At 39.6% G+C, this 22219-nt stretch carries 16 protein-coding genes; 5 read left to right on the forward strand and 11 right to left on the reverse strand.

Annotated features, from left to right (window positions below):
* Window positions 1-50 precede the first annotated feature (50 nt).
* On the forward strand, window positions 51-1850 hold the full coding sequence (locus RM529_RS06605; RefSeq protein WP_311483965.1) for a glycoside hydrolase family 15 protein: 1800 nt from the start codon (window positions 51-53) through the stop codon (window positions 1848-1850).
* Here RM529_RS06605 and RM529_RS06610 read toward each other — a convergent pair.
* On the reverse strand, window positions 1836-2891 hold the full coding sequence (locus tag RM529_RS06610; RefSeq protein ID WP_311483966.1) for a mechanosensitive ion channel family protein: 1056 nt from the start codon (window positions 2889-2891) through the stop codon (window positions 1836-1838). The two genes, RM529_RS06605 and RM529_RS06610, sit on opposite strands and share 15 nt — an antisense overlap.
* A 242-nt stretch (window positions 2892-3133) precedes the next feature.
* On the opposite strand from RM529_RS06610, the gene RM529_RS06615 reads away from it, so the two are divergent.
* Window positions 3134-4036 (forward strand): SMP-30/gluconolactonase/LRE family protein, encoded by a 903-nt coding sequence (locus tag RM529_RS06615; RefSeq protein WP_311483967.1) that lies wholly within the window; start codon window positions 3134-3136, stop codon window positions 4034-4036.
* An 81-nt stretch (window positions 4037-4117) separates the two neighbouring features.
* Here RM529_RS06615 and RM529_RS06620 read toward each other — a convergent pair whose 3' ends face one another.
* The 6 genes from RM529_RS06620 to RM529_RS06645 all read right to left on the reverse strand — a co-directional run bounded on the left by RM529_RS06620 (window position 4118) and on the right by RM529_RS06645 (window position 12585).
* The gene (locus RM529_RS06620; protein ID WP_311483968.1) at window positions 4118-5929 is read right to left on the reverse strand and encodes an acyl-CoA dehydrogenase FadE; all 1812 of its coding nucleotides are present in this window, start codon (window positions 5927-5929) and stop codon (window positions 4118-4120) included.
* Between the two features lie 42 nt (window positions 5930-5971).
* Window positions 5972-6334: a four helix bundle protein gene (locus RM529_RS06625; protein WP_311483969.1), complete on the reverse strand. Its 363-nt coding sequence runs from the start codon at window positions 6332-6334 to the stop codon at window positions 5972-5974.
* A 37-nt stretch (window positions 6335-6371) separates the two neighbouring features.
* On the reverse strand, window positions 6372-7562 hold the full coding sequence (locus RM529_RS06630; protein WP_311483970.1) for an acetyl-CoA C-acyltransferase: 1191 nt from the start codon (window positions 7560-7562) through the stop codon (window positions 6372-6374).
* A gap of 155 nt (window positions 7563-7717) precedes the next feature.
* Window positions 7718-10123, reverse strand: coding sequence for a 3-hydroxyacyl-CoA dehydrogenase/enoyl-CoA hydratase family protein (locus RM529_RS06635; protein WP_311483971.1), 2406 nt, complete (start codon window positions 10121-10123; stop codon window positions 7718-7720).
* A gap of 54 nt (window positions 10124-10177) precedes the next feature.
* Window positions 10178-10648: a MarR family winged helix-turn-helix transcriptional regulator gene (locus tag RM529_RS06640; protein WP_311483972.1), complete on the reverse strand. Its 471-nt coding sequence runs from the start codon at window positions 10646-10648 to the stop codon at window positions 10178-10180.
* Window positions 10649-10809: 161 nt separating this feature from the next.
* Complete coding sequence (locus RM529_RS06645) at window positions 10810-12585, reverse strand: AMP-dependent synthetase/ligase (RefSeq protein WP_311483973.1); 1776 nt, start codon at window positions 12583-12585, stop codon at window positions 10810-10812.
* 280 nt (window positions 12586-12865) lie between these two features.
* Between RM529_RS06645 and RM529_RS06650 the strand changes: the two genes are divergently transcribed.
* Entirely contained in the window at window positions 12866-13462 is a 597-nt protein-coding gene (locus tag RM529_RS06650) for a DUF4136 domain-containing protein (RefSeq protein WP_311483974.1), read from the forward strand.
* Window positions 13463-13607: 145 nt separating this feature from the next.
* Window positions 13608-14264, forward strand: a complete 657-nt coding sequence (locus RM529_RS06655; protein ID WP_311483975.1) for an NAD-dependent epimerase/dehydratase family protein — start codon at window positions 13608-13610, stop codon at window positions 14262-14264.
* A gap of 94 nt (window positions 14265-14358) precedes the next feature.
* On the opposite strand, the gene purL is transcribed toward RM529_RS06655, so the two are convergent.
* Together purL and RM529_RS06665 are read right to left on the reverse strand one after the other, a co-directional pair.
* Entirely contained in the window at window positions 14359-18030 is a 3672-nt protein-coding gene (purL, locus tag RM529_RS06660) for a phosphoribosylformylglycinamidine synthase (RefSeq protein WP_311483976.1), read from the reverse strand.
* Between the two features lie 653 nt (window positions 18031-18683).
* Complete coding sequence (locus tag RM529_RS06665; RefSeq protein WP_311483977.1) at window positions 18684-19898, reverse strand: RsmB/NOP family class I SAM-dependent RNA methyltransferase; 1215 nt, start codon at window positions 19896-19898, stop codon at window positions 18684-18686.
* A 109-nt stretch (window positions 19899-20007) separates the two neighbouring features.
* Between RM529_RS06665 and RM529_RS06670 the strand changes: the two genes are divergently transcribed.
* A complete protein-coding gene (locus RM529_RS06670; RefSeq protein WP_311483978.1) occupies window positions 20008-21075 on the forward strand; it encodes a WD40/YVTN/BNR-like repeat-containing protein in 1068 nt (355 codons plus the stop codon).
* A 100-nt stretch (window positions 21076-21175) separates the two neighbouring features.
* Here RM529_RS06670 and RM529_RS06675 read toward each other — a convergent pair whose 3' ends face one another.
* On the reverse strand, window positions 21176-21619 hold the full coding sequence (locus RM529_RS06675; RefSeq protein WP_311483979.1) for a hypothetical protein: 444 nt from the start codon (window positions 21617-21619) through the stop codon (window positions 21176-21178).
* 6 nt (window positions 21620-21625) lie between these two features.
* Window positions 21626-22150 (reverse strand): hypothetical protein, encoded by a 525-nt coding sequence (locus RM529_RS06680; protein ID WP_311483980.1) that lies wholly within the window; start codon window positions 22148-22150, stop codon window positions 21626-21628.
* Window positions 22151-22219 lie beyond the last annotated feature (69 nt).

Raw genomic sequence — 22219 nt, forward strand, 5'->3', positions numbered from 1 at the left:
TCCGAAAATGATATTAGAATACCATTCTTTTAAAAGAACTTTAAGATAATATGGAAAATTTAGATTACGGAATAATTGGAAACTGTAAGAGTGCCGCATTGGTCTCAAAAACAGGTTCTATGGACTGGTGTTGTCTCCCCAATTTCAATTCAGCAGGAATTTTCGCAAAACTTCTAGACGATGAGATCGGAGGAAGTTTTGAAATAAATACAGGTGATGATTACAATATAACGCAAGAATACCTTTGGGAAACCAACATTTTAAGTACAGTGTTCGATAATGGTGAAGATGCATTTCAGCTTATAGATTTTATGCCAAGATACTCCCGGGACGATGGTTCTTACTACGCTCCGCCAGATATAGTACGGTTTTTCAGAATTTTAAAAGGAGCCCCGAAACTTAGGATTATTTATAATCCTCGTCTGGAATTTGCCAGGGAGGAGACATTTAACGAAAATAAAGGTGCTTACATTAAGAGTTATACGAGAGAGGGGAAATATGACTCCCTCTTTTTATATTCTAGTTTTAATTTAGATGATATTCTTGAACAAAGGGAAATAATTTTAGAAGAAAATTCCTACTGTTTGCTGGCGTATCATGAAAAACTTATACCTCAAACGCTGGACAGGTCTTACCTTAAATTTCAAAGGACGAAGACTTACTGGATGAATTGGAGTGAAAAGACAACCAGGTATTCTCATTACCACAACGAGATTATGAGAAGCGCATTGGTACTTAAGGCGTTAAGTTATAAAAAATCTGGTGCGGTACTGGCCGCAGCGACCACTTCCTTACCAGAAACAATAGGTGAAGAACGTAACTGGGATTACAGATTTTGCTGGATTAGGGATGCCTCTATGGTTATTAAGGTGATGGCAGGACTGGGACATGTACAATCTGCAAAAGAATTTCTTCAGTTTATTATTGATATTATTCCGCACAAGGATGAAAAAATTCAGATAATGTACGGTATAAACGGCGAAAAAGAACTTACCGAACATATCCTGGATCATTTAAAAGGCTATAGAGGTTCTGCTCCGGTGAGAACGGGTAACGCCGCTTATATTCAGAAACAAAACGACATCTACGGAATTTTAATGGAAGTGATTTACCAGCAATTCCTACAGTTTGAAACCTCCCTGGAGAACAGCGAGGAGTTATGGACAATTGTTCGCGGAATTGTTATGATTGTTGAAGAAAACTGGCAAAAACCAGATAAAGGTATTTGGGAACTTAGAACTGAAGATCGACACTTTGTATTTTCGAAACTCCTTTGTTGGGTGGCCATAGACAGGGCGATTAAAATTGGCGAAGTGTTGCGTATGGGGGTTAATGATACAAAATGGAAGACCTTGCGTGCAGACATATACAATGATATTTATAACAATGGCTGGAATGAGGAAATCCAGGCTTATACACAGTCCTACAATTCAAAAGATCTTGATGCTTCCACTCTTTTAATGGAGTCTTACGGGTTTATTGAAGCAGAAGATCCCCGTTTTGTAAGTACCGTGATGGCAACAGAAAAAGAACTTTGCCGTGATGGATTGATGTACCGCTATAAAAATAAAGATGACTTTGGAGAACCTACATCATCATTTACCATTTGTACTTTCTGGCTTATTGACAGCCTTTATAAAATAGGAGAAAAGGAGAAAGCAAAAGCTATGTTTGAACAACTCCTTTCCTACAGTAATCATTTAGGGCTCTTCAGTGAAGATATCGATTTTGAGACCAAACGGTTGTTGGGGAATTTCCCGCAGGCTTATTCTCACCTCGCACTTATAGAAACTGCAGCAAACTTTAGTAAAGGTTTAGTTTCTGAAGAAAACTTTTTAGGAGTCTTCTAAAGTTTTTTGTGCAGGAATACTGATTCTTGTTTTCGGCAGGCTCTCAGGGTAATTTTTCTGGATGAACTTTAACATGTTTTCACGTAGATATACCCTGAGGTCCCATGCCGTTGACGAATCTTTGGCACTTACCAGTAATCTTATTTCCACTGTTTTTTCTGTAGCATCGGTAACCTGTACCACGTTCACCTGCTTATCCCAAAGGGGAGTGGCTTCAAGAAGCCGGGTTTGTTCTTCTCTTAATTTGTCGAAAGGAATTTCATAGTCCGTATAAATAAATACGGTACCTAATATATCTGCAGATTGTCGTGTCCAGTTTTGAAAAGTGTTTTCAATAAAATAGGTAGAAGGAACCACCAGCCTTCTCTTATCCCAAATGCGGACTACCACATAGGTGAGGGTGATTTCTTCAATTTTGCCCCATTCTCCTTCAACAATAACCACATCCTCCAGCCTTATGGGTTGCGTTAAGGCAATCTGGATACCCGCAAGTAGAGTACCAATGGCTTTTTGGGCTGCCAGACCAATAATAATCCCGGCAATTCCTGCGGAAGTTAATAAGCTTACTCCCACAGAACGGATACTCTCAAAAGTCATAAGGGCAATACTCACTGCGAGCAGGACGATGATAAAAATTATGATATTTTCCAGTATCATAAATTGGGTATAAACCTTCCTGGCTTTTAAATTATCTTCGGTATCAACATCATATTTCTTTAGCATTTGGGCTTTAAAAACTTTGAGAAAAATAATAAGGAACCAGGCAACGCTCAGGATTATTCCAATAGTGCTGAGGCGTCCAACAATGGTGTAGGTGTACTCAAATGAAAATAATCTACCAATAATTGCAATTTTCAAGAGGAGGCTTCCGAGGAAAATCAACAACGGCACCCTTATTCGATTTGCAAAATTAACGGGTAAGATATTATTAGGGTCTTTACCTACTCTCTTCAGGATATAAAAACTTGCTACGAAACATACAATAAGGAGAATTATACCTGCAACTATATATTGAATGAACTCCTGATTTAATTCTTCCATAAAGGGGATCTTTTTCACATCATTTCCCTTAAAACTATATAAAAAATGATTCTCTTTAAACTAAAGTAGCTCGAATTATGCTCTTTTTAACTTTACATGCATTCATTTTTCAGTCAAGGAATACGATCTTTCTAGTTTTTGAAGAATTTTTCCTGCTGTTCTTATATCTTTAAGGAAAGATCCAGTAGACTAAAAAATAGAAGCTTAAAAATGCCAATTATCGACCTTAAGAAACAAAATGTATGAAAACGAAATTTATTTTTTTATCTGCAATTGCCAGTTTAATGTTTGCCTTGCAAAATTGTAATGCACAGGATAAGGACATTGTTGCGGAAGGAGCAGAGTTACAACTGGTAGCAAATGGCTACGAATTTACTGAAGGCCCGGCGGCAGATAAGGATGGGAATGTGTTCTTTACAGATCAACCAAATGACCATATTATTGAATATGATGTTGAAGCTGATTCAGTTTTTGTTTTTATGGAAGGAGCGGGAAGATCTAACGGACTTTATTTTGATGATGAAAACAATCTCATAGCCTGTGCAGATGAAGAATTTCAGCTCATCAAAATAAGCCCCAATAAGGATATTGAAGTTCTTGTAGATGATTTTGAGGGGAAAAAATTAAATGGCCCTAATGACCTCTGGATAGCTGAAGATGGAGGGATTTACCTGACTGATCCTTATTACCAAAGGCCTTACTGGGATCGCACATCTCCCGATCTGGAAAGTCAAAATGTATATTACCTGGCACCGGGTTCGAAATCGCTTACTATGGTGGTGGACGACCTTGTGCAGCCTAACGGGATAATAGGAACTCCAGATGGAAAAACACTTTATATAGCAGATATTGGAGATAAAAAAACCTATTCTTATACTATTGCTGAAGATGGTAGTTTAAGCGATAAATCTTTATTTGTAGAAATGGATTCAGATGGGATGACTTTAGATCACCAGGGGAATGTGTACATAACTGGTGATGGCGTAACGGTTTTTGATAAAAACGGAAAACAAATTAAGCATATTAAAATAGATGAGAACTGGACGGCAAATGTCACTTTTGGAGGAAAGGATAGGCAGACTTTATTTATTACTGCAATGGACGCATTATACAGCCTTAAAATGAATGTAAAAGGAGTAAGATAGCAAATTTTTTATATTTAATGAAATAAAAAGGCCGCCTAAAACTACTTTTTAGACAGCCTCTTTGTGCAACAAACAGTATGCTTAAAAGCAATATTTATTTTCTGAAGTCAATTTTTCAGCAATGGTATTACGTAATTCTATAACGTTCGGCTGATTCTGATACTTTGTAAAACGTTTTAGTCCCATAAGCATCATACGCTGCTCGTCACCTTCAGCAAAAGATACAATTCCCTCTTTAGCCTTTTGGTTCACTGTGTCTACAGCATGATACAGATAAAGCTTGGCCATGGCGATTTGCTCCTTTTGAGCATCCTCACCAAAACGTTTAGCATTCTTTTCTGCTCTTAAAATAGCAGATTCCGCCAGGTAGATCTCAATTAAAATATCTGCGGAAGCCATTAAAAGCTGCTGATGTTCTTCCAGTTGAGGTCCAAATTTTTGTACGGCGCTCCCGGCAGTCATTAAAAATACCTTTTTAAGCTTGCCGACCATTTCTTTCTCTTCTGCGAATAATTCGGAATAATCGGGTTTGTCCATAGATGGGATTCCGGTTAACTCATCTGCCACAGCTGTAGCCGGCCCCAGAAGATCAACATGCCCTTTCATGGCTTTTTTAACCAGCATTCCAACGGCAAGCATGCGGTTAATCTCGTTGGTGCCTTCGTAAATTCTGGCAATACGGGCATCCCTCCATGCAGATTCCATTGGGGTATCAGCAGAGAATCCCATTCCGCCGTAAATCTGAATCCCTTCATCACTACAATTCTGGATATCTTCAGAACAGGCTACTTTTAAGATCGAACATTCAATAGCATATTCTTCAACTCCTTTAAGTTCAGCTTCAGCATGGGAATTTCCACTTTCTAATCTTAGGTTGATACGATCTTCAATATTTTTTGCCGCCCTGTAAGACGCTGCTTCCCCGGCGTAAGCCGAAGTTGCCATTTCTGCAAGCTTCGATTTTATAGCACCAAACTTCGCAATTGGGGTATCAAACTGAACTCTGTCGTTGGCATATTTTACAGAGAGGTCGGTCACTCGTCTTTGTGCATCCAAAGAAGCTGCGGCAAGTTTAATCCTCCCGATGTTCAATGCATTCATGGCAATTTTAAAACCATTTCCCCTTTCAGAAAGCATATTTTCAACCGGAACCTTGGTGTCATTAAAGAAAACCTGGCGGGTAGAGGAGGAGTGGATTCCCAGCTTTGTCTCTTCTTCGCCAAAGGTGATCCCGTTTTTTGGGTCATTTTCAACTATAAAGCCGGTGATGTTCTTATCATCTTCAATCCTTGCGAAAACAATAAATACATTTGCAAAACCTGCGTTGGAGATCCACATTTTTTGTCCGCTAATGCTGTAGTGTTTTCCGTCTTCAGAAAGAACTGCTTTTGTTTTTCCGGAATTGGCATCACTACCCGCTCCCGGCTCCGTAAGGCAGTAAGCGCCAAACCATTCCCCGGTCGCTAATTTTGGAACATATTTTTTCTTCTGTTCTTCAGTTCCATAAAGTGTAATCGGCATTGTACCAATTCCTGTGTGCGCACCAAAAGCAGTGGCGATAGAGCCGGTGGCGCCCGATATATAATCACAAACCAACATCGTGGAAACAAAGCCCATTCCCAGCCCGTCGTATTCTTCCGGAACTGCTACTCCAAGGAAACCAAGTTCCCCGGCCTTGCGCATGATCTCTTCTGTTAAGTTATAGTTCTTCTTTTCGAACTCTTCTTTGTTCGGCCAGATCTCACGCTCCACAAATTCCTTAACAGAATCGCGCATCATTATTTGTTCGTCGTTAAAGTCTTCGGGAGTGAAAACATCTTCGCAGCTGGTTTCCTTTACCAGGAATTGGCCACCGCGGAGTAATTCTTTTGAATTTAATGTTGTATTGCTCATTTTTGTATATTATTAATTGAATCAAGAAAAAAGAGCCAGGAATTAGGACAAGGTATCGATGAATTTAGAAATCATTCGCTGAATTTGTTGCACTTTTCCTTCTAAGTTTTCTAATTGTTGTTGATTAATATAATTTTTATGCTTTGCTATTAAAAGTTGAGTACCTAATTCAAAAGAAGATCCTAAAGAAATGTCCAAATAATGAGAAAAACCTTTTTCTGTTTTAGCAGAACCTTCGGCTATATTACTAGGCACGGAAATAGAACATCGGCTCATTTGAGAACTCAAATCATATTTTTCATGATTAGGGAATGTGAGTAATAGATCCGAAGTATCATTAGCTATCTCAAGACCTAACTTCCAAATCTTGAGATTTTTATAATTATGCCTTTTTCTTTGGGTCATTTATATTTTCTCTATTCTTTTCTCTCTATTCTTTTTTCTACGAAAGAAACTCATAAACTCCCGCAGCTCCCTGTCCGGTTCCAACACACATGGTGACAAGACAATGCTTATTTTTGAGATTTCTTTTACGCATTTCATCAAAAATCTGAACAGATAGTTTTGCTCCAGAACATCCCAGAGGGTGACCCATGGCAATTGCTCCGCCGTTCACGTTTACGAGATCTGGGTTTAATCCTGTCTCGCGGATTACCGCGAGGGATTGGGAAGCAAAAGCTTCGTTAAGCTCTACAAGTTCCATATCCTCTTTTTTAAGTCCGGCGCGCTTTAAAGCTTTAGGAATGGCGATTACAGGGCTAATTCCCATTACCCTTGGATCTACTCCGGCAACGCCATAGCTTACAAGTCGGGCAATAGGTTCCAGATTTAATTCTTTTACCATTTCTTCATTCATTACCATCGTAAAAGCAGCACCGTCGCTCATTTGGGAAGCATTACCTGCAGTTACACTTCCTCCTTCTCTAAACACCGGTCTTAGACGGGAAAGTGCTTCTACAGAAGTATCTGCACGTGGACCTTCATCTTTGTCCACAGTATACTTTCGGGTTTCCTTTTTCCCTTCAGCATTAATAAAATTTTCTTCGACTTCAATAGGGACGATCTGATCTTTAAATTTATCTTCCTTTAAAGCTTTTAGTGCCTTTTGATGAGAATTGAAGGCAAACTCATCCTGATCTTCACGGCTGATATTGTACCTTTTTGCCACCTCTTCTGCAGTAAGTCCCATTCCCCAGTAATAATCTTCGTGGCCCTCCTTAGCAACCTGATAATTGGGAACGGGTTTGTAACCACCCATTGGGATGTAGCTCATACTTTCTGAACCACCCGCGATAATACAGTCTGCCATTCCCGCCTGGATCTTAGCCGAAGCCATTGCAATGGTTTCAATTCCCGAAGCGCAGTAGCGGTTAACAGTCACGCCGGGAACATCTTCAATATCCAGTCCCATCAGGGAAATTAAACGTCCCATGTTGAGCCCCTGTTCAGCTTCGGGCATCGCATTTCCAACCATCACGTCGTCAATACGTTTTTTATCGAGCTGCGGCAGCTCTTTCATTAAATGCTCTATGGTTTCGGCTGCCAGTTCATCGGGCCTTTTAAACCGAAACACTCCGCGGGGAGCTTTTCCCACTGCGGTTCTATATGCTTTTACTATGTATGCTGTTTTCATATAAGCCCCCTATCCCCCGAAGGGGGAACACCTATTAGGGGTTAATAGGATTTTTTTATCCTTGTTCCTTTAAAGAGAACAACAGGATTTTATTAAACAAAATTTTTCCAGAACGTCTTTTACTCCTCCTCTTTTGGGGAGGCTGGGTGGGGCTTCTAATTCCTAAGCGGTTTCCCCTTCTGCAACATATGCTGAAGTCTTTCCAGAGTTTTGCGTTCTCCGGTAAGGGAAAGGAAAGCTTCCCGTTCCAGGTCCAGTAGGTATTGTTCACTTACATAAGACGCTTCAGAAAGATCTCCTCCGGCCATCACGTAGGCTAACTTGTTGGCAATTTTCTTATCGTGCTCGCTTATATATTTTCCTGCAAACATCTGGTCTGTACCTACCAGGAATGCTCCAAGAGCCTGTTTTCCAAGTACCTTAATATCTGTTCTATGGATTGGTTTTGTATATCCGTTTTCTGCCATTAATAGGGCATGTTTCTTGGCAATCGCAAGCTGCCTGTCCGGATTCACTACTACAATATCTTTTCCTTTCTGAAGAATATTGGTGTCAAAAGCTTCGTATGCTGATGTGGATACCTTTGCCATTCCAATCGTAAGGAAGTGCTCTCTTAACCTGTTAAGCTCTACATCATCTTTTTGAAAAGTATCTGAAGCTCTTACCGTCATTTCTTTGGAACCACCACCGCCTGGAATAACACCAACTCCAAATTCAACAAGACCAATATAAGTTTCGGCTGCGGCAACAACTTTATCTGCATGCAGTGAAAGTTCACATCCGCCGCCCAGCGTCATCGCGTGTGGTGCGGCAACTGTGGGAATAGAGGAGTAGCGCATGCGCATCATGGTATCCTGAAAATATTTAATGGCCATATTCAGTTCTTCATATTCCTGCTCTACAGCCATCATAAATATCATCCCAATGTTTGCACCCACAGAGAAATTTTTACCATTATTGGCAACTACCAGTCCCTGATAATCTCTTTCAGCAATATCAAGCGCTTTATTTATTCCGTCTAAAACATCACCACCAATGGAATTCATCTTACTTCGGAATTCCACATTCAGGATTCCATCGCCAAGATCTTCAACTACAACTCCGCTGTTTTTAAAGACTTCTTTGGATTCCCTGATGTTGTCCAGGATAATGAATGCATCCTGGCCGGGAACTTTTACCTGTTCTTTCTTCGGAATGTCATAATAATAGGTATTACCGTTTTTTACGGTATAAAAGCTCTTATTTCCGCTTTCCAGCATTTCGTTTACCCATGCGGCAGGCTCGTAACCTTCCGCTTTCATCATTTCAATTCCTTTTTCTACACCAATGGCATTCCATATCTGGAATGGTCCATGCTCCCAGCCAAAACCGGCACGCATGGCATCATCAATTTTATAAAACTCATCGGTTATCTCCGGAATTCGGTTTGAAGCGTAAGCAAACAAAGCAGAAAAGTTTTTTCTGTAGAATTCCCCCGCTTTGTCTTTTCCATTTATAAGCACTTCAAAACGGTCTTCGACTTTATCTATGGTCTTGGTTTGCTCCAGTGTGCCGAAATTTGCCTTTTTTTGATCCCGATATTCCAGCGTGTTTAAATCAAGGGATTTGATTTCGCTGGAGCCGTCGTCTTTTTTGATTTTCTTATAAAAGCCCTGTCCGGTTTTACTTCCCAACCATTTGTTGTCCATCATGGTCTGGATAAAGTCCGGAAGTGCAAAGAGATCGTGGGCTTCATCATTGGGAACACCTTTATGCAAGCCATTTGCAACGTGTACCAGGGTGTCCAACCCAACAACATCAACGGTTCTAAAGGTAGCCGACTTCTGGCGGCCAATTACCGGCCCGGTAAGTTTATCTACTTCTTCAATGGTCATATCCATATCCTTAACCGTATGGAAAAGGCTCATAATGCTGAAAATACCCACCCGGTTTCCAATAAATGCCGGAGTGTCTTTTGCTACTACTGAAGTTTTTCCGAGGAATTTTTCTCCGTATTCATTTAGAAACTGAAGAACTTCTTGTGAAGTTTTTGGCCCGGGAATAATCTCGAATAACCGCAGATATCTTGGTGGATTGAAGAAATGCGTTCCACAGAAATGCTTCTGAAAATCTTCACTTCTTCCTTCACTCATTTGCTGGATTGGAATTCCCGAGGTATTTGAAGTAATTAAAGTTCCTTCTTTTCTATGCTTCTCCAGATTCTCGAAAACCTGTTGTTTAATATCCAGCCGTTCTACGACAACTTCAATTATCCAGTCAACTTCAGAAACTTTGGAAATATCATCCTCAAGGTTTCCGGTTTTAATTCGCCTAGCAAAATCCTGATGGTAAATTGGAGAAGGTTTGGATTTTAAAGAAGCCTGGAGAGAATCGTTTACAATACGATTTCTTACAGCTTTATCTTCGAGAGTCAGGCCTTTCTTTTTTTCTTTGTCATTTAGTTCGCGGGGAACAATGTCCAGCAGTAATACCTCCACACCAATATTGGCAAAGTGGCAGGCAATCCCGCTTCCCATAATTCCGGAGCCTATAACGGCAACTTTATTAATTCTTCGTTTCATACATTTCGTTTTTTGGCAGAGATATCAATAAAAATGTCTGTACCATTTATATCACTATTGGTCGGTTTCTAATTTATTTAAGCTGATTTCTTCTTTGTAGATTTTTCTTTCAGAAATAAGGTCGGTGATGGTATTGGCAACTTTATTGAAGGTGGCCAGTTCTTGAGGCGTAACATTTTCTTTTACAGCTTCATCAAACCGCAAGACAACTCTTTTTGAAAAATCCCGCATTTCCTTCCCAAAATCAGTGAGATGCAAAAGAACGCTTCTACCATCTTCCGGGTTTTTCTTTCTAAGGATCAATCCTTTCTCCTCCATGGTTTTAAGGATACGTGACAAACTGGTGGCTTCCATTCCCATTTTAGGTCCAAGAGAGGTAGAGGGTGTTCCGTTTTCGGGATCTATACTCAGGAGTGCAAAACCTGTAGCCATGGTGCTTCCTGCTTTTCCGGCTTCTTCATTATACATTTTGGAAACTGCCATCCAGGTAGCCCGCAATACGTAATCAATGGTTTTTTCCTTCATTGTTTTTGTCTGTGAATTCCAAAGTTAGCAAAAAATATTATGCATGCATAATAAAAGACAGGCAAAAATTATAGGAATCTAAAAGTTTTAGGTTAGAGGCTGAAAAAAACTCTCCGGTGGCGGAGAGTTTAAAATACATATACTATTTTGAAAATCAGTAATTAATGCTGGTAAATTTTATCATATAGATCTGAGTAACGATCTTTAATGTTTCTTCTCTTCAGTTTCATGGTAGGAGTAAGCTGATCGTTATCGATTCCCCACACTTCGGGTATTAATTCAAATTTCTTTACCTGCTCCCAGTGACCGAATTTTATATTATAAAAATCAACTTCTTCCTGTATTCTTGAAATCACTTCAGAATTTCTCACAAGAGCGTCGTTGGAATCACCAATATCAATTTTTTTGCGTTCTGCCCAATCCCGTACAAATTCGAAGTTTGGCTGAATGAAAGCTGCAGGCATTTTTTCACCTTCCCCAATAACCATAATTTGTTCTATAAAACGGGATTGCTTCATAATATTCTCGATAATTTGAGGAGCAACATATTTTCCTCCGGAAGTTTTGAACATCTCTTTTTTCCTGTCGGTAATTTTCAAAAATCCATCTTTATCAATTTTGCCAATATCCCCGGTGTGAAAAAATCCATCTGAATTTATGGCTTCTCTGGTTTTTTCTTCATCCTTATAATACCCGATCATAAGATTGGGGCCTTTGGTGAGAATTTCCCCGTCTTCAGCAATTTTCACTTCTACATTATCTATAACTTTTCCTACAGTCCCTATTCTAAAGCCTTTGTTCCGTTCATCATTAACAGCAATTACAGGAGAGGTTTCTGTTAATCCGTAACCTTCCATAACCGGAATTTCAGCTGCAGCAAAAACCCTTGCGAGTCTTGGCTGTAAGGCAGCACTACCCGAAACAATTAGATCAATATTTCCTCCCAGTCCTTCTTTCCATTTGGAGAAGATCAATTTTCTGGCAAGGCTCAACCTGGTCTCATACCACCAGCCGTTTGCACCATAAGGCTCATATTGTAAGCCCAGTTCCACGGCCCAATAAAAAAGTTTTCTTTTTATTCCACTAAGGGTATTTCCCTTTGCAATAATTTTATCGTAAACTTTTTCTAATAATCTTGGAACTGCAGTAATTACATGCGGTTTTACTTCTTTAAGGTTGTCACTTATTTTATCGATGGACTCAGCAAAATAAATGGAAACACTGTAGTACTGGTAAAGGTAAAGAATCATCCTTTCAAATATGTGGCATACCGGAAGAAAACTTAGACCCACATAAGTTCCAAATTCAAACGGAACCCGCGGGGCACTGTTCAAAACATCGCTTACTATATTTTCATGAGAAAGCATCACGCCTTTGGGTCTTCCTGTAGTGCCGGAGGTGTAGATTAAGGTTGCAAGGTCACTGGACTTTACAGATTTTTTTAACTTTTCCACTTCGTCCTGATTTCCCTTATCTTCCCCCAGTTTCATCACTTCTTTCCAGTTCTTACAGGTGGCAATTTCATCAAAGCTGTAAACTTCTTTGAGTTTTGTTTTTCCTTTAATGGCATTAAGTTTTTGCAGGACTTCTTCATCAGAAACAAAACAGTAAGTAGCCTCACTATGGTTTAGGACATACTCATAATCTTCTTCAGAAATTGTTGGATAAACAGGTACATTTTGAGCTGCTATCTGCAAAACGCCAATATCAAGAATGTTCCATTCTGTTCTATTGGAACTAGAGATAACGGCAATCTTATCGTTTGGTTTTACTCCAAGCCTAAGAAGTCCCCTACTCATGGTATTGGCCCTGTCGATGTATTGCTGTGTAGAAATTGATTCCCAGGCGTTATTATATTTTGTACTTAAAGCTTTTTCCAGGGGATGATTCTCCAACTGATAATATGGAAAATCAAAAAGTCTTTTTATCTCTGTCATACGTCCTGCTATATGGGATTCTCTGCAAAATAGCAATTTTCTATCCTATATCAAATGGAATTTTTAAAAAAAGAAGTGTTATTTTACCAAGTATTGAACATAAAAATTATTATCTAATTATTCTTAAATCTGTTATCTATGGCTCTGCTCGTTTTTTTCCTGCCAACATTGTATTAAAAATACCCGATTTTCGTTAAACTGATTTTAAATCTAAGGCTTCGTTGAAATTTTCTCAATTAACTATGTAACTTATTGATTCAATGTTAAAAAAACACAGATTATGAAAGCTATGAAATCTATTTTATTTTGTTCAATACTAATAATGGTATTGAGTTGTGGGCCGCGGGTACAAACGGTTAAACCTATGGACACAGATCTTAGCAAGTATAGTACTTTTGCTTACCTGCCCAATACTAATGTGGAAGTTCCCGGCAAAGGTTACAATGATGAAAATGTAAATCGCATGATTGTAGAAACAGTTAATCAAAATATGGAGCAGACCGGTTATACCTTAGATAGGGACAATCCAGATCTTTTGGTGCTAATTAGCACTTCTACCGAAATTGAAAGGGAAACTACTACAGATCCGGTATATGCAACTTATCCCTATACCGCAGGGGTAGGTGCGGTAAGCCCTTACTATGGTTCTTATTACTACCGTGGTTATAATACTTTTGGAGGAGGAATAATGGGTTATGATACAGATACTTATGCTTATGAAGAAGGTATTGTGGTCATCAACCTGGTAGACAGGCAGACAAAAGAAACTGTCTGGAAAGGGATTACTTCAGATGCCCTTTATGACCAGAGGAATACGGTAGCCATGCGTGATTTAGTAAATGAGATTTTTGACGAATATCCATTGAACAATAACTAATTAAAAAACTTTTAGAAATTTTGGAAACACCTTTTTCAATCTCTTTGGAAAAGGTGTTTTTTAATATTTTTCTGGTTGAAAAAATCTTTTTAACCAAACAATTCTTTTCTATTGAATCTAACCATAAAATCTAAATCTCAGGCGAATGACAAATTCAGGGCTTAAAATTATTCTTACCGGCGCCACGGGAATGGTAGGTGAAGGTGTTCTTCGGGTTTGTCTGGAACAACCTGAAGTAGAACAAATATTGGTGGTTACCCGTAGCCCATCAGGAATTTATCACGAAAAGCTTGAAGAAATTATTCTGAAGGACTTTTTCAATGTTGAAAAAATCCGAAATGAAATAACCGGATACGATGCCTGCTTTTTCTGTGCCGGAATTTCAGCAATAGGAAAGAAGGAAGAAGAATACCGCAGAGTGACTCACGATCTAACCTTGCAATTCGCTAAAATTTTTAGTGCTCAAAATCCCGATGCCGTTTTCATATACGTATCTGGTGCAGGCACTAACCCCAATGGGAAATTAATGTGGGCAAGGGTTAAAGGTAAAACCGAACAGGATTTGCAAAAATTACCGCTCCAGGTTTACAATTTTCGTCCGGCTATAATGAAACCCAGAAAAGAAGCGAAGCAGACACCTGGATTTCACCAATATTCCCGCTGGCTCCATAATCTGGGGCAAAAATTATTTCCCAATGCTTTTTCTACTACAGATGAGGTAGGACTGGCAATGCTAGAAGCCACTATGAATGGTTATTCTAAAACGATTTTGGAAGTAAGTGATATTAACAAATTAAGCTGACTGCAACAGTCTTTTCCTGTAGTTTAGAAATAAATAGACCTCCCAAAATGTAGTTTGAGAGGCCTGTAAAAATCCGAATATTTTTAAAGTTAATTTAAGCTTTTTGCTCCAGCCATTCTCTGGCATTTACAAAAGCTTCTATCCATGGCGTTACTTCATCTTTTCTGTCTTTGGGGTAATAGGCCCAGTTCCATTGAAAAGTAGAACGTTCCAGGTGTGGCATCATAACCAGGTGCCTTCCGCTGTCGTCCGTTAGCATAGCGGTATTGTGATGTGAACCATTAGGATTGGAAGGATAAGTATCAAAAACATATTCCCCAACGATGTTGTAGCGCTCTTTTGCGTAGGGAAAACTGAATTTTCCTTCGCCGTGTGCAGCCCAGATCCCCAACTTACTTCCTGAAAGCGATTCCAGCATAACCGACTTATTTTCACTTATTTCTACTGAAGTAAATGTGCATTCGAATTTACCCGATTCATTATGAAGCATTTTAGGTTTCTCTTCATGATCTGGGTTAATTAGCCCCATTTCAATAAAAAGCTGGCAGCCGTTACAAACTCCTATAGAAAGGGTGTCATCCCTTTTAAAGAAGTTATCCAAAGCGGCTTTTGCTTTTTCGTTATAAAGGAAAGCACCGGCCCAACCTTTTGCACTTCCTAAAACATCCGAATTTGAAAACCCTCCCACGGCAGCAATAAATTTAATATCTTCAAGGGTTTCCCGGCCGCTAATAAGATCGGTCATGTGTACATCTTTAACATCAAAACCGGCGAGGTACATCGCTCTTGCCATCTCCCTTTCAGAATTTGAACCTTTTTCGCGGATTATTGCCGCTTTTATTTTCTTGTCAGGTCGAGCGGAGTTGAGAACCGGGAGTTTTCCGGTGAAATGTGCGGGGAATTTGAATTCCAGCGGCTGATTTTTGTAGTTATTGAATCGCTCTGTAGCTTTATCTTTTCCGCTTTGTTTCTGGTCCAGTAAAAATGAAGTTCTGTACCAGACATCCCTTAATTCTGAAATATTAAACTTCAGGTTTTCTGTTCCGTTCGTGATTTTAAGTTCGTTTCCTTCAGTTGTACGCCCAATCTTAAAAAATTCGATATTATTTTCAGCTAATACTTTTTCAGCTAAATCATCTTTTGCCTGGAAAACAATTCCGCAGTTTTCATTGAACAAAAGTTTTACCATATCCTTTTCATTTAAAGCAGAAAGATCAAGCTCTGCTCCTAAATTCACATCGGCAAAACACATTTCCAATAACGTGGTTATCAAACCTCCCGAAGCGACATCATGACCGGCAACAATCATTTCTTTCTTAATAAGCGCTTGGATATTATAGAAAATATCGGCAAATTTCTGGTCATCTTTTATCGTTGGTACTTCGTTGCCTACTTTGTTCAGGATTTGGGCAAAAGAAGAGCCTCCAAGTTTAAAAGAATCCTGCGATAAATTGATGTAGTAGATGTCGCCCGCATCTTTTTGAAGCACCGGTTCCACAACTTTAGTAACATCGTCACAATGTCCGGCAGCCGAAATGATCACGGTTCCCGGAGAAAGCACTTCGCTGTCTTTGTACTTTTGCTTCATCGAAAGGGAATCCTTTCCGGTAGGAACATTTATTCCCAAAGCAATCGCAAAATCTGAAACTCCCTGTACCGCTTCATACAAACGCGCGTCTTCACCTTCATTATTACAAGGCCACATCCAGTTTGCCGAGAGGGAAACAGATTTTAATCCTTTTTCCAGCGGCGCCCAAATGATGTTCGAAAGCGCTTCTGCAATAGAATTTTTGGAGCCCGCAACAGGATCTACCAAAGCTGAAATAGGGGAGTGCCCAATAGAAGTTGCCACCCCTTCCTTTCCTTTGTAATCCAGTGCCATCACTCCGCAGTTATTAAGCGGAAGTTGCAAAGGGCCAGCCGTTTGCTGCTTGGCCACAAGACCTGTAACACAACGGTCTACTTTATTTGTCAACCAGTCTTTACAGGCAACGGCCTCCAGTTGAAGCACTTCCTGTAGATAGCCTTTTATATCTTCTGAAGAATATTCTAATCCTTCATAATTTCTTTCTACCGTTTTATCGGTCATTATCGTTTTTGGCGAGCTGCCAAACATATCTGCCAGCGCCAGGTCCATAGGCTTTTCTCCCCGAGTTTTTCCTTCAAAAGTAAAGCGGTGATCTCCGCTCACATCACCAACTTCATACATTGGCGAACGCTCACGATCGGCAATTTTCTTCAGCATTTCCAATTTGCTTTCGCCAATCACCAGTCCCATACGTTCCTGGGACTCATTGCCGATAATTTCTTTTGCTGAAAGGGTTGGATCGCCTACAGGAAGTTTTTCAAGATCAATTTTTCCGCCGGTTTCTTCTACCAGTTCGCTAAGACAGTTTAAATGTCCGCCTGCACCGTGATCGTGAATGGAAACAATTGGATTTTCGTCACTTTCCACCATTCCGCGGATTGCGTTGGCCGCGCGTTTTTGCATTTCGGGGTTTGCACGCTGCACAGCGTTAAGTTCGATTCCGCTGGCAAATTCCCCGGTGTCTGCGGAGGAAACCGCGGCACCGCCCATTCCAATCCGGTAATTTTCACCACCAAGGATTACTATTTTATCTCCTTTCTTCGGAATATCTTTTTGTGCCTGGTCTGCTTTTCCATAACCAACACCACCGGCCATCATGATCACCTTATCGTAGCCCAATTGCCGCTCATGCTCGGTATGTTCAAAAGTGAGTACAGAACCGGAAATTAAAGGTTGTCCGAATTTATTTCCGAAATCTGAAGCTCCGTTAGAGGCTTTTATCAGGATATCCATAGGAGTCTGGTACAACCATTCCCGCTCTTTCATCCCTTTTTCCCAGCTTCGGTTTTCTTCCAATCTTGAATAGGAAGTCATATAGACAGCGGTTCCGGCAAGAGGCAAAGAACCTTTTCCACCAGCAAGCCGGTCTCTTATTTCCCCGCCACTTCCTGTTGCCGCACCATTAAAAGGCTCTACGGTCGTCGGAAAATTATGGGTTTCAGCTTTAAGGGAAATAACCGAATCAAAATCTTTAACCTGGTAATAGTCGGGAACGTCAGCCGACTTTGGTGCCCATTGTTCAATTCTTGGCCCTTTTACAAAAGCAACGTTATCTTTATATGCGGAAACTATTTCATTCGGATTTTCTTCGGAAGTTTTTCTGATGAGTTTGAAGAGGGAAGAGGGTTTTTCTTTGCCGTCAATAACAAAAGTTCCGTTGAAGATTTTATGCCTGCAATGTTCAGAATTTACCTGGGAGAAACCAAAGACTTCAGAATCTGTAAGTTTTCGTCCCAATTTATCAGCTAATCCCTGAAGGTATGCGACTTCTTCGATATTAAGTGCCAGTCCTTCCTTTTGGTTGTAAGCTTCAATATCGTCCACTTCAACTATCTGCTCGGGATTTATATGAATATCAAAAATATCCTGGTCAAGTCCGTTATATTTTTGCGAGAGCATAGGATCAAAATCGGTAAAATTTTCATCTACTTTCAAGAATTCTTCTATCCTTACAATACCTTCAATTCCCATATTTTGGGTAATTTCTACAGCATTTGTACTCCACGGAGTAATCATTGCGGCACGCGGACCAACAAAAAAATCTGCCAGAGCAGATTTATTGAATTTTTTTGCGTCGCCAAAAAGCCAGTTTAACTTTGATATATCTTGTGCAGAAAGGTTGTTGTGCGCTTCTACTGCAAAAACCTTGGTTGTTTGGGTTCCGAAGAAAAGGATCATTCCTGGTTGTTTAATAGTGTTTGAGAAAGCACAAATTTAGGCTTTTCAGGTGAATTTTAATTGTTGTGAATTGGGAAATTTTTGAGGTAAAGTGACATGCTTGAAATGGCAATTATCGGTATATTTCAGGTACGAAGTTAGAAGTACGAGGGACGAATTTTTCTGTTTTCTCTAATTTTTTAGAGGTAATACCTGAAAATGGCAATTATCGGCATTTAGTAAGGAACGGGAAGCAAATAATTCCTGCGAGGTTTTCAAAACCCCGTAGGTTTGAAATTTATATCCGTAAAGGGACATTTTCAGATTAGAATCATACCTACAAGGTCAAGAAAAGGCCTTGCAGGATAGCATGTTGAGCACTCTGAAGTATAAGGAAAAAGGGAGGAGGTTCAAAAATGACAATTTTCGACCATTCGTTCCACCACGAATCCACGAATAACTTTGTGATGCTCCCGCAGACGTGGCTGATATCGCAGAAAAGATTCTCGGATTTCAGAAATCCAAATCGTACAGACTTGCAAAATCTTATTCCTTGTAGGTCTTTATTAGATTATCAAGATGATGTTAAAAAATAGCAATTTTCGACCTCTAGTTTTACCACGAATCCACGAATCGTTACTTCAAAATTATTCGTGGATTCGTGGTAAAAAAATCTAACTCGTTTTTTCCAGCAAAGCCATATAGAATCCGTCGTAGCCGGTTTCTGAAGAAAGTAATTTCTGATCTTTAATCAACCTGAAATTTTTTCCTTCTTCCCTGGCAAGGAATTTCTCTACCTGCTCCTGATTCTCAGAAGGCAATACAGAACAAGTCGCGTAAACCATTTTTCCTTCGGATTTCACGATTTTGGAATAACTATCTAAGATTTCAGATTGTGTGGCTTTGATCCTGTCGATAAATTCGGGCTGTAGTTTCCATTTGGCATCAGGATTTCTGCTAAGGACTCCAAGTCCGCTACAAGGTGCGTCAATCAATACACGATCTGCACTATTGTATAGTTTCTTGATGACTTTGGTAGTATCAATTTCGCGGGTTTCAATATTGTGGGCGCCGGCACGCTTGGCGCGGCGTTTTAGTTCTTTCAATTTATTTCCGTAGATATCCAGCGCAATAATTTGCCCTTTATTTTCCATTAATGCAGCGAGGTGAAGGGATTTTCCTCCTGCACCGGCACAAGTATCCACAACCCGCATTCCCGGCTCCACTTCGAGAAAATGAGCCACTTGCTGGGAAGAGGCATCCTGTACTTCAAAAAAGCCATCCTGGAATGCTTTTGTCCTAAAAACATTGGCTCTTTCGTTAAGTTCAAGGGCTTCAGGATAGTCTTTAAGGGAATGGGTTTCAATATTTTCTTTCAGAAATTCTTCCTTTAAATTCTCTTTGGAAGTTTTCAGCGAATTTGTGCGCACTACAACCGGGGCGGTGTTATTTAACGCATTGATTTCTTTGGTCCAGGTCTCTTCGCCAAGTTCTCTTACGCCCAGTTCATCGAGCCAATCGGGAATGGATTCTTTAAATTTTCTAATTTGGCTTAAGCTGTCAAATTTTCCTTTGATTCTTCGGGTTGGTGTATCTTCAATTTGTTTCCAGTCTGGTAATTCAATTCCGCGCAGGGTTGCCCAAACTGCAAACAGTCGGAAAAGGTTTTCACGGGAAAAAGGTTCTTTTACTTCGGCAATTTCGGCATAAAGACGTTTCCACCTTACGATATCATAAGTGGTTTCAGCAATAAAACTTCTATCCCTGGAACCCCATCTTTTGTCTCTCTTCAAGGCATTTGCAATCACTTTGTCTGCATACTTTCCTTCATTAAAAATATCTGATAAAGCATCTATAGTGGCAAAAACCAAATTTCTGTGTAAGCGCATAAAATAATTTTAAGGCTGCAAAGGTACGGTTTTTTGCTTCGGAAAAATTTATCTTTGAAGCAATGCCTAAAATGGCAATTTTCGGCCTACTATATAATTTATTCTGAATATGAAAAAACTACTTTACCTCTCTATATTATTAATTGTTTCCTGCAAAACTGAAAATAAACAAGGAACTCCTTCCGAAGAAGAAAATAATAAAAAGCCGTTTATTTCTTCAGTTAATGTGCAGACAATCCTGGAGGACGATTTGCTAAGTGTTAGGGCGATTGAAGTTATTGGAAATAACCATGCCTTTGCCGGAAATAATGGTGTTTATGGCTTGTATAATGCCGCAGAAGGAAGCTGGAAGACGAATGTACAGCAATATAACGGTGCAACGCCAGAATTCAGGGCTGTGGCGAGTACTGCGAACGATTTTTTTATGCTGAGTGTTGGAAATCCTGCTCTTCTTTATAAAACCGGAGAAAATGGAGAGATGAAACTTGTCTATAAAGAAGAGAATGAAAAGGTATTTTACGATTCCCTGGCTTTTTGGAATGACCGGGAAGGTATTGCCATGGGCGATCCTACCGATAATTGCCTTTCTGTGATCGTCACTAGGGACGGCGGCCAAAACTGGAAAAAACTGGACTGCGATATGCTACCTGAAACTGAAGAGGGGGAAGCCGCTTTTGCCGCAAGCAATTCCAATATCGCGATACAGGGAGACAATACCTGGATTCTTAGCGGCGGAATGAAGTCCAGGATATTTTACTCTCCCGACAAAGGTAAAAGCTGGGAAGTTTTTGAAACTCCGATGGTGCAAGGAAAATCTACAACCGGAGGTTACAGCATGGATTTTTATAATGAAAGTAACGGAATAATTATAGGTGGGGATTACACTTCTCCTGAAGGAAATATGGGAAATAAAGCAGTAACCACAGATGGCGGGAGAACATGGGAGTTGGTTGGAGAAGGAGAGGAGCCCGGCTACAAAAGCGGAGTGCGATATTTGCCAAATTCTGAAGGTGACGAAATTGTTGCCGTTGGATTTACCGGAATCTCCTATAGTAAAAATGGAGGAAAAAGCTGGGAAAAACTTTCAGATGAAGGTTTTTATACCCTGAGATTTATGAATGATTCTACCGCTTATGCCGCGGGAAAAGGAAGGATTGCGATGCTGACATTTAAATAATACAGAGAAAATGGGTCGGTATAAAAAGAGTATTCCGGACAAAATTAATCGTCCGGAATACACTAACTAACTAACTAACCAACCAAAAATTATAAAATCTTTATTTCTTACTATTATTTTCTTCTTCACGATGTTTCCTCGCCCTGTATTCTCTAATTAGCTTTTTGTGGAACTCATCTTCGAGTTTATGCAGCTCTATTATTTCTTTTGCCGAAAATATTTCTTTTAGATCTTCAAAAAGCTGCTTTTTTATAACGTATTCTTTTCGCTCTATGTCCAGATATTCAGAAAGCATTTTTTCTGCCTCTTGTTCATTAACGCATTCTGTGTCCTTTAGTTTGTTGTCTTCTTCTTCATGAAGCTCCCGTCTCCTGGTTTCATATTCATTATAAACCGGCCAGAACTTTTGAGCTACTTTATTGCTCATTTCCATTTCCTGAGTAATAAAAGCCGTTTTCAGGGCTTTTATGCGCTCCTTATCATCCTGTGCATTGACATGCCAGAAACAGGAAAAGAAAAATAAAACAAATAAAAACTTCTTCATAACGTGTTATTCAAGTATATAAGCAGGATCTTCCACATTTTCGTCCAGATAATCGTAAACTGCATCAGAATTTACATTATCAAAATTTGTTTCCACAACATAATCTCCTTCGTACAAAAAATTGGTAATTTCTGATGGCGACATATCTGTATAACCGGCATCTAAATAATTCTCTATGGCAGAAAGTTCTACGTTCTCCCAGGTATATTCAGGAGAGGGATTTAACAAGATTGTACTAAAAACAGCGATAAAAATGGCAGCCACTCCTGAAGCATAATATAGATTCCTTTTGCTGAAAAGATGAATTACTTTGGTTTCCTTCTCTTCCTTAGGAGATAATTCTACTTCAAAATTCTCGAAATAACCTTCCGGTACTTTAAAACCACTACTTTCTATTTCGGTTAAAAGTGGGTTGTTACCGGTAGAATCAGAATCAATGCTATCCATAAGACGACTGGTGAGATCATCAAAATAGTTATCGGGAACCTTAAGTCCCGAATCCAATTTGTATGGTAGCTTGTTCTTTTTCATTTGCTTCTTTGACTATAATTTTACCAAAAGGTTTAATCGGACTTTAAAAAATTTTCAATTTTTCTAACG

It is taken from the genome of Autumnicola edwardsiae, assembly GCF_031846505.1.
GTDB classification, from domain to species: domain Bacteria; phylum Bacteroidota; class Bacteroidia; order Flavobacteriales; family Flavobacteriaceae; genus Autumnicola; species Autumnicola edwardsiae.

Coding starts and splice junctions, on each gene's coding strand:
- RM529_RS06610 (WP_311483966.1), bottom strand. CDS start 2,891: ATGGAAGAATTAAATCAGGAGTTCATTCAATATATAGTTGCAGGTATA.
- RM529_RS06650 (WP_311483974.1), top strand. CDS start 12,866: ATGAAAGCTATGAAATCTATTTTATTTTGTTCAATACTAATAATGGTA.
- RM529_RS06620 (WP_311483968.1), bottom strand. CDS start 5,929: ATGAGCAATACAACATTAAATTCAAAAGAATTACTCCGCGGTGGCCAA.
- RM529_RS06645 (WP_311483973.1), bottom strand. CDS start 12,585: ATGACAGAGATAAAAAGACTTTTTGATTTTCCATATTATCAGTTGGAG.
- RM529_RS06625 (WP_311483969.1), bottom strand. CDS start 6,334: ATGACCCAAAGAAAAAGGCATAATTATAAAAATCTCAAGATTTGGAAG.
- RM529_RS06615 (WP_311483967.1), top strand. CDS start 3,134: ATGAAAACGAAATTTATTTTTTTATCTGCAATTGCCAGTTTAATGTTT.
- RM529_RS06630 (WP_311483970.1), bottom strand. CDS start 7,562: ATGAAAACAGCATACATAGTAAAAGCATATAGAACCGCAGTGGGAAAA.
- RM529_RS06670 (WP_311483978.1), top strand. CDS start 20,008: ATGAAAAAACTACTTTACCTCTCTATATTATTAATTGTTTCCTGCAAA.
- RM529_RS06635 (WP_311483971.1), bottom strand. CDS start 10,123: ATGAAACGAAGAATTAATAAAGTTGCCGTTATAGGCTCCGGAATTATG.
- RM529_RS06655 (WP_311483975.1), top strand. CDS start 13,608: ATGACAAATTCAGGGCTTAAAATTATTCTTACCGGCGCCACGGGAATG.
- RM529_RS06680 (WP_311483980.1), bottom strand. CDS start 22,150: ATGAAAAAGAACAAGCTACCATACAAATTGGATTCGGGACTTAAGGTT.
- purL (WP_311483976.1), bottom strand. CDS start 18,030: ATGATCCTTTTCTTCGGAACCCAAACAACCAAGGTTTTTGCAGTAGAA.
- RM529_RS06605 (WP_311483965.1), top strand. CDS start 51: ATGGAAAATTTAGATTACGGAATAATTGGAAACTGTAAGAGTGCCGCA.
- RM529_RS06640 (WP_311483972.1), bottom strand. CDS start 10,648: ATGAAGGAAAAAACCATTGATTACGTATTGCGGGCTACCTGGATGGCA.
- RM529_RS06665 (WP_311483977.1), bottom strand. CDS start 19,898: ATGCGCTTACACAGAAATTTGGTTTTTGCCACTATAGATGCTTTATCA.
- RM529_RS06675 (WP_311483979.1), bottom strand. CDS start 21,619: ATGAAGAAGTTTTTATTTGTTTTATTTTTCTTTTCCTGTTTCTGGCAT.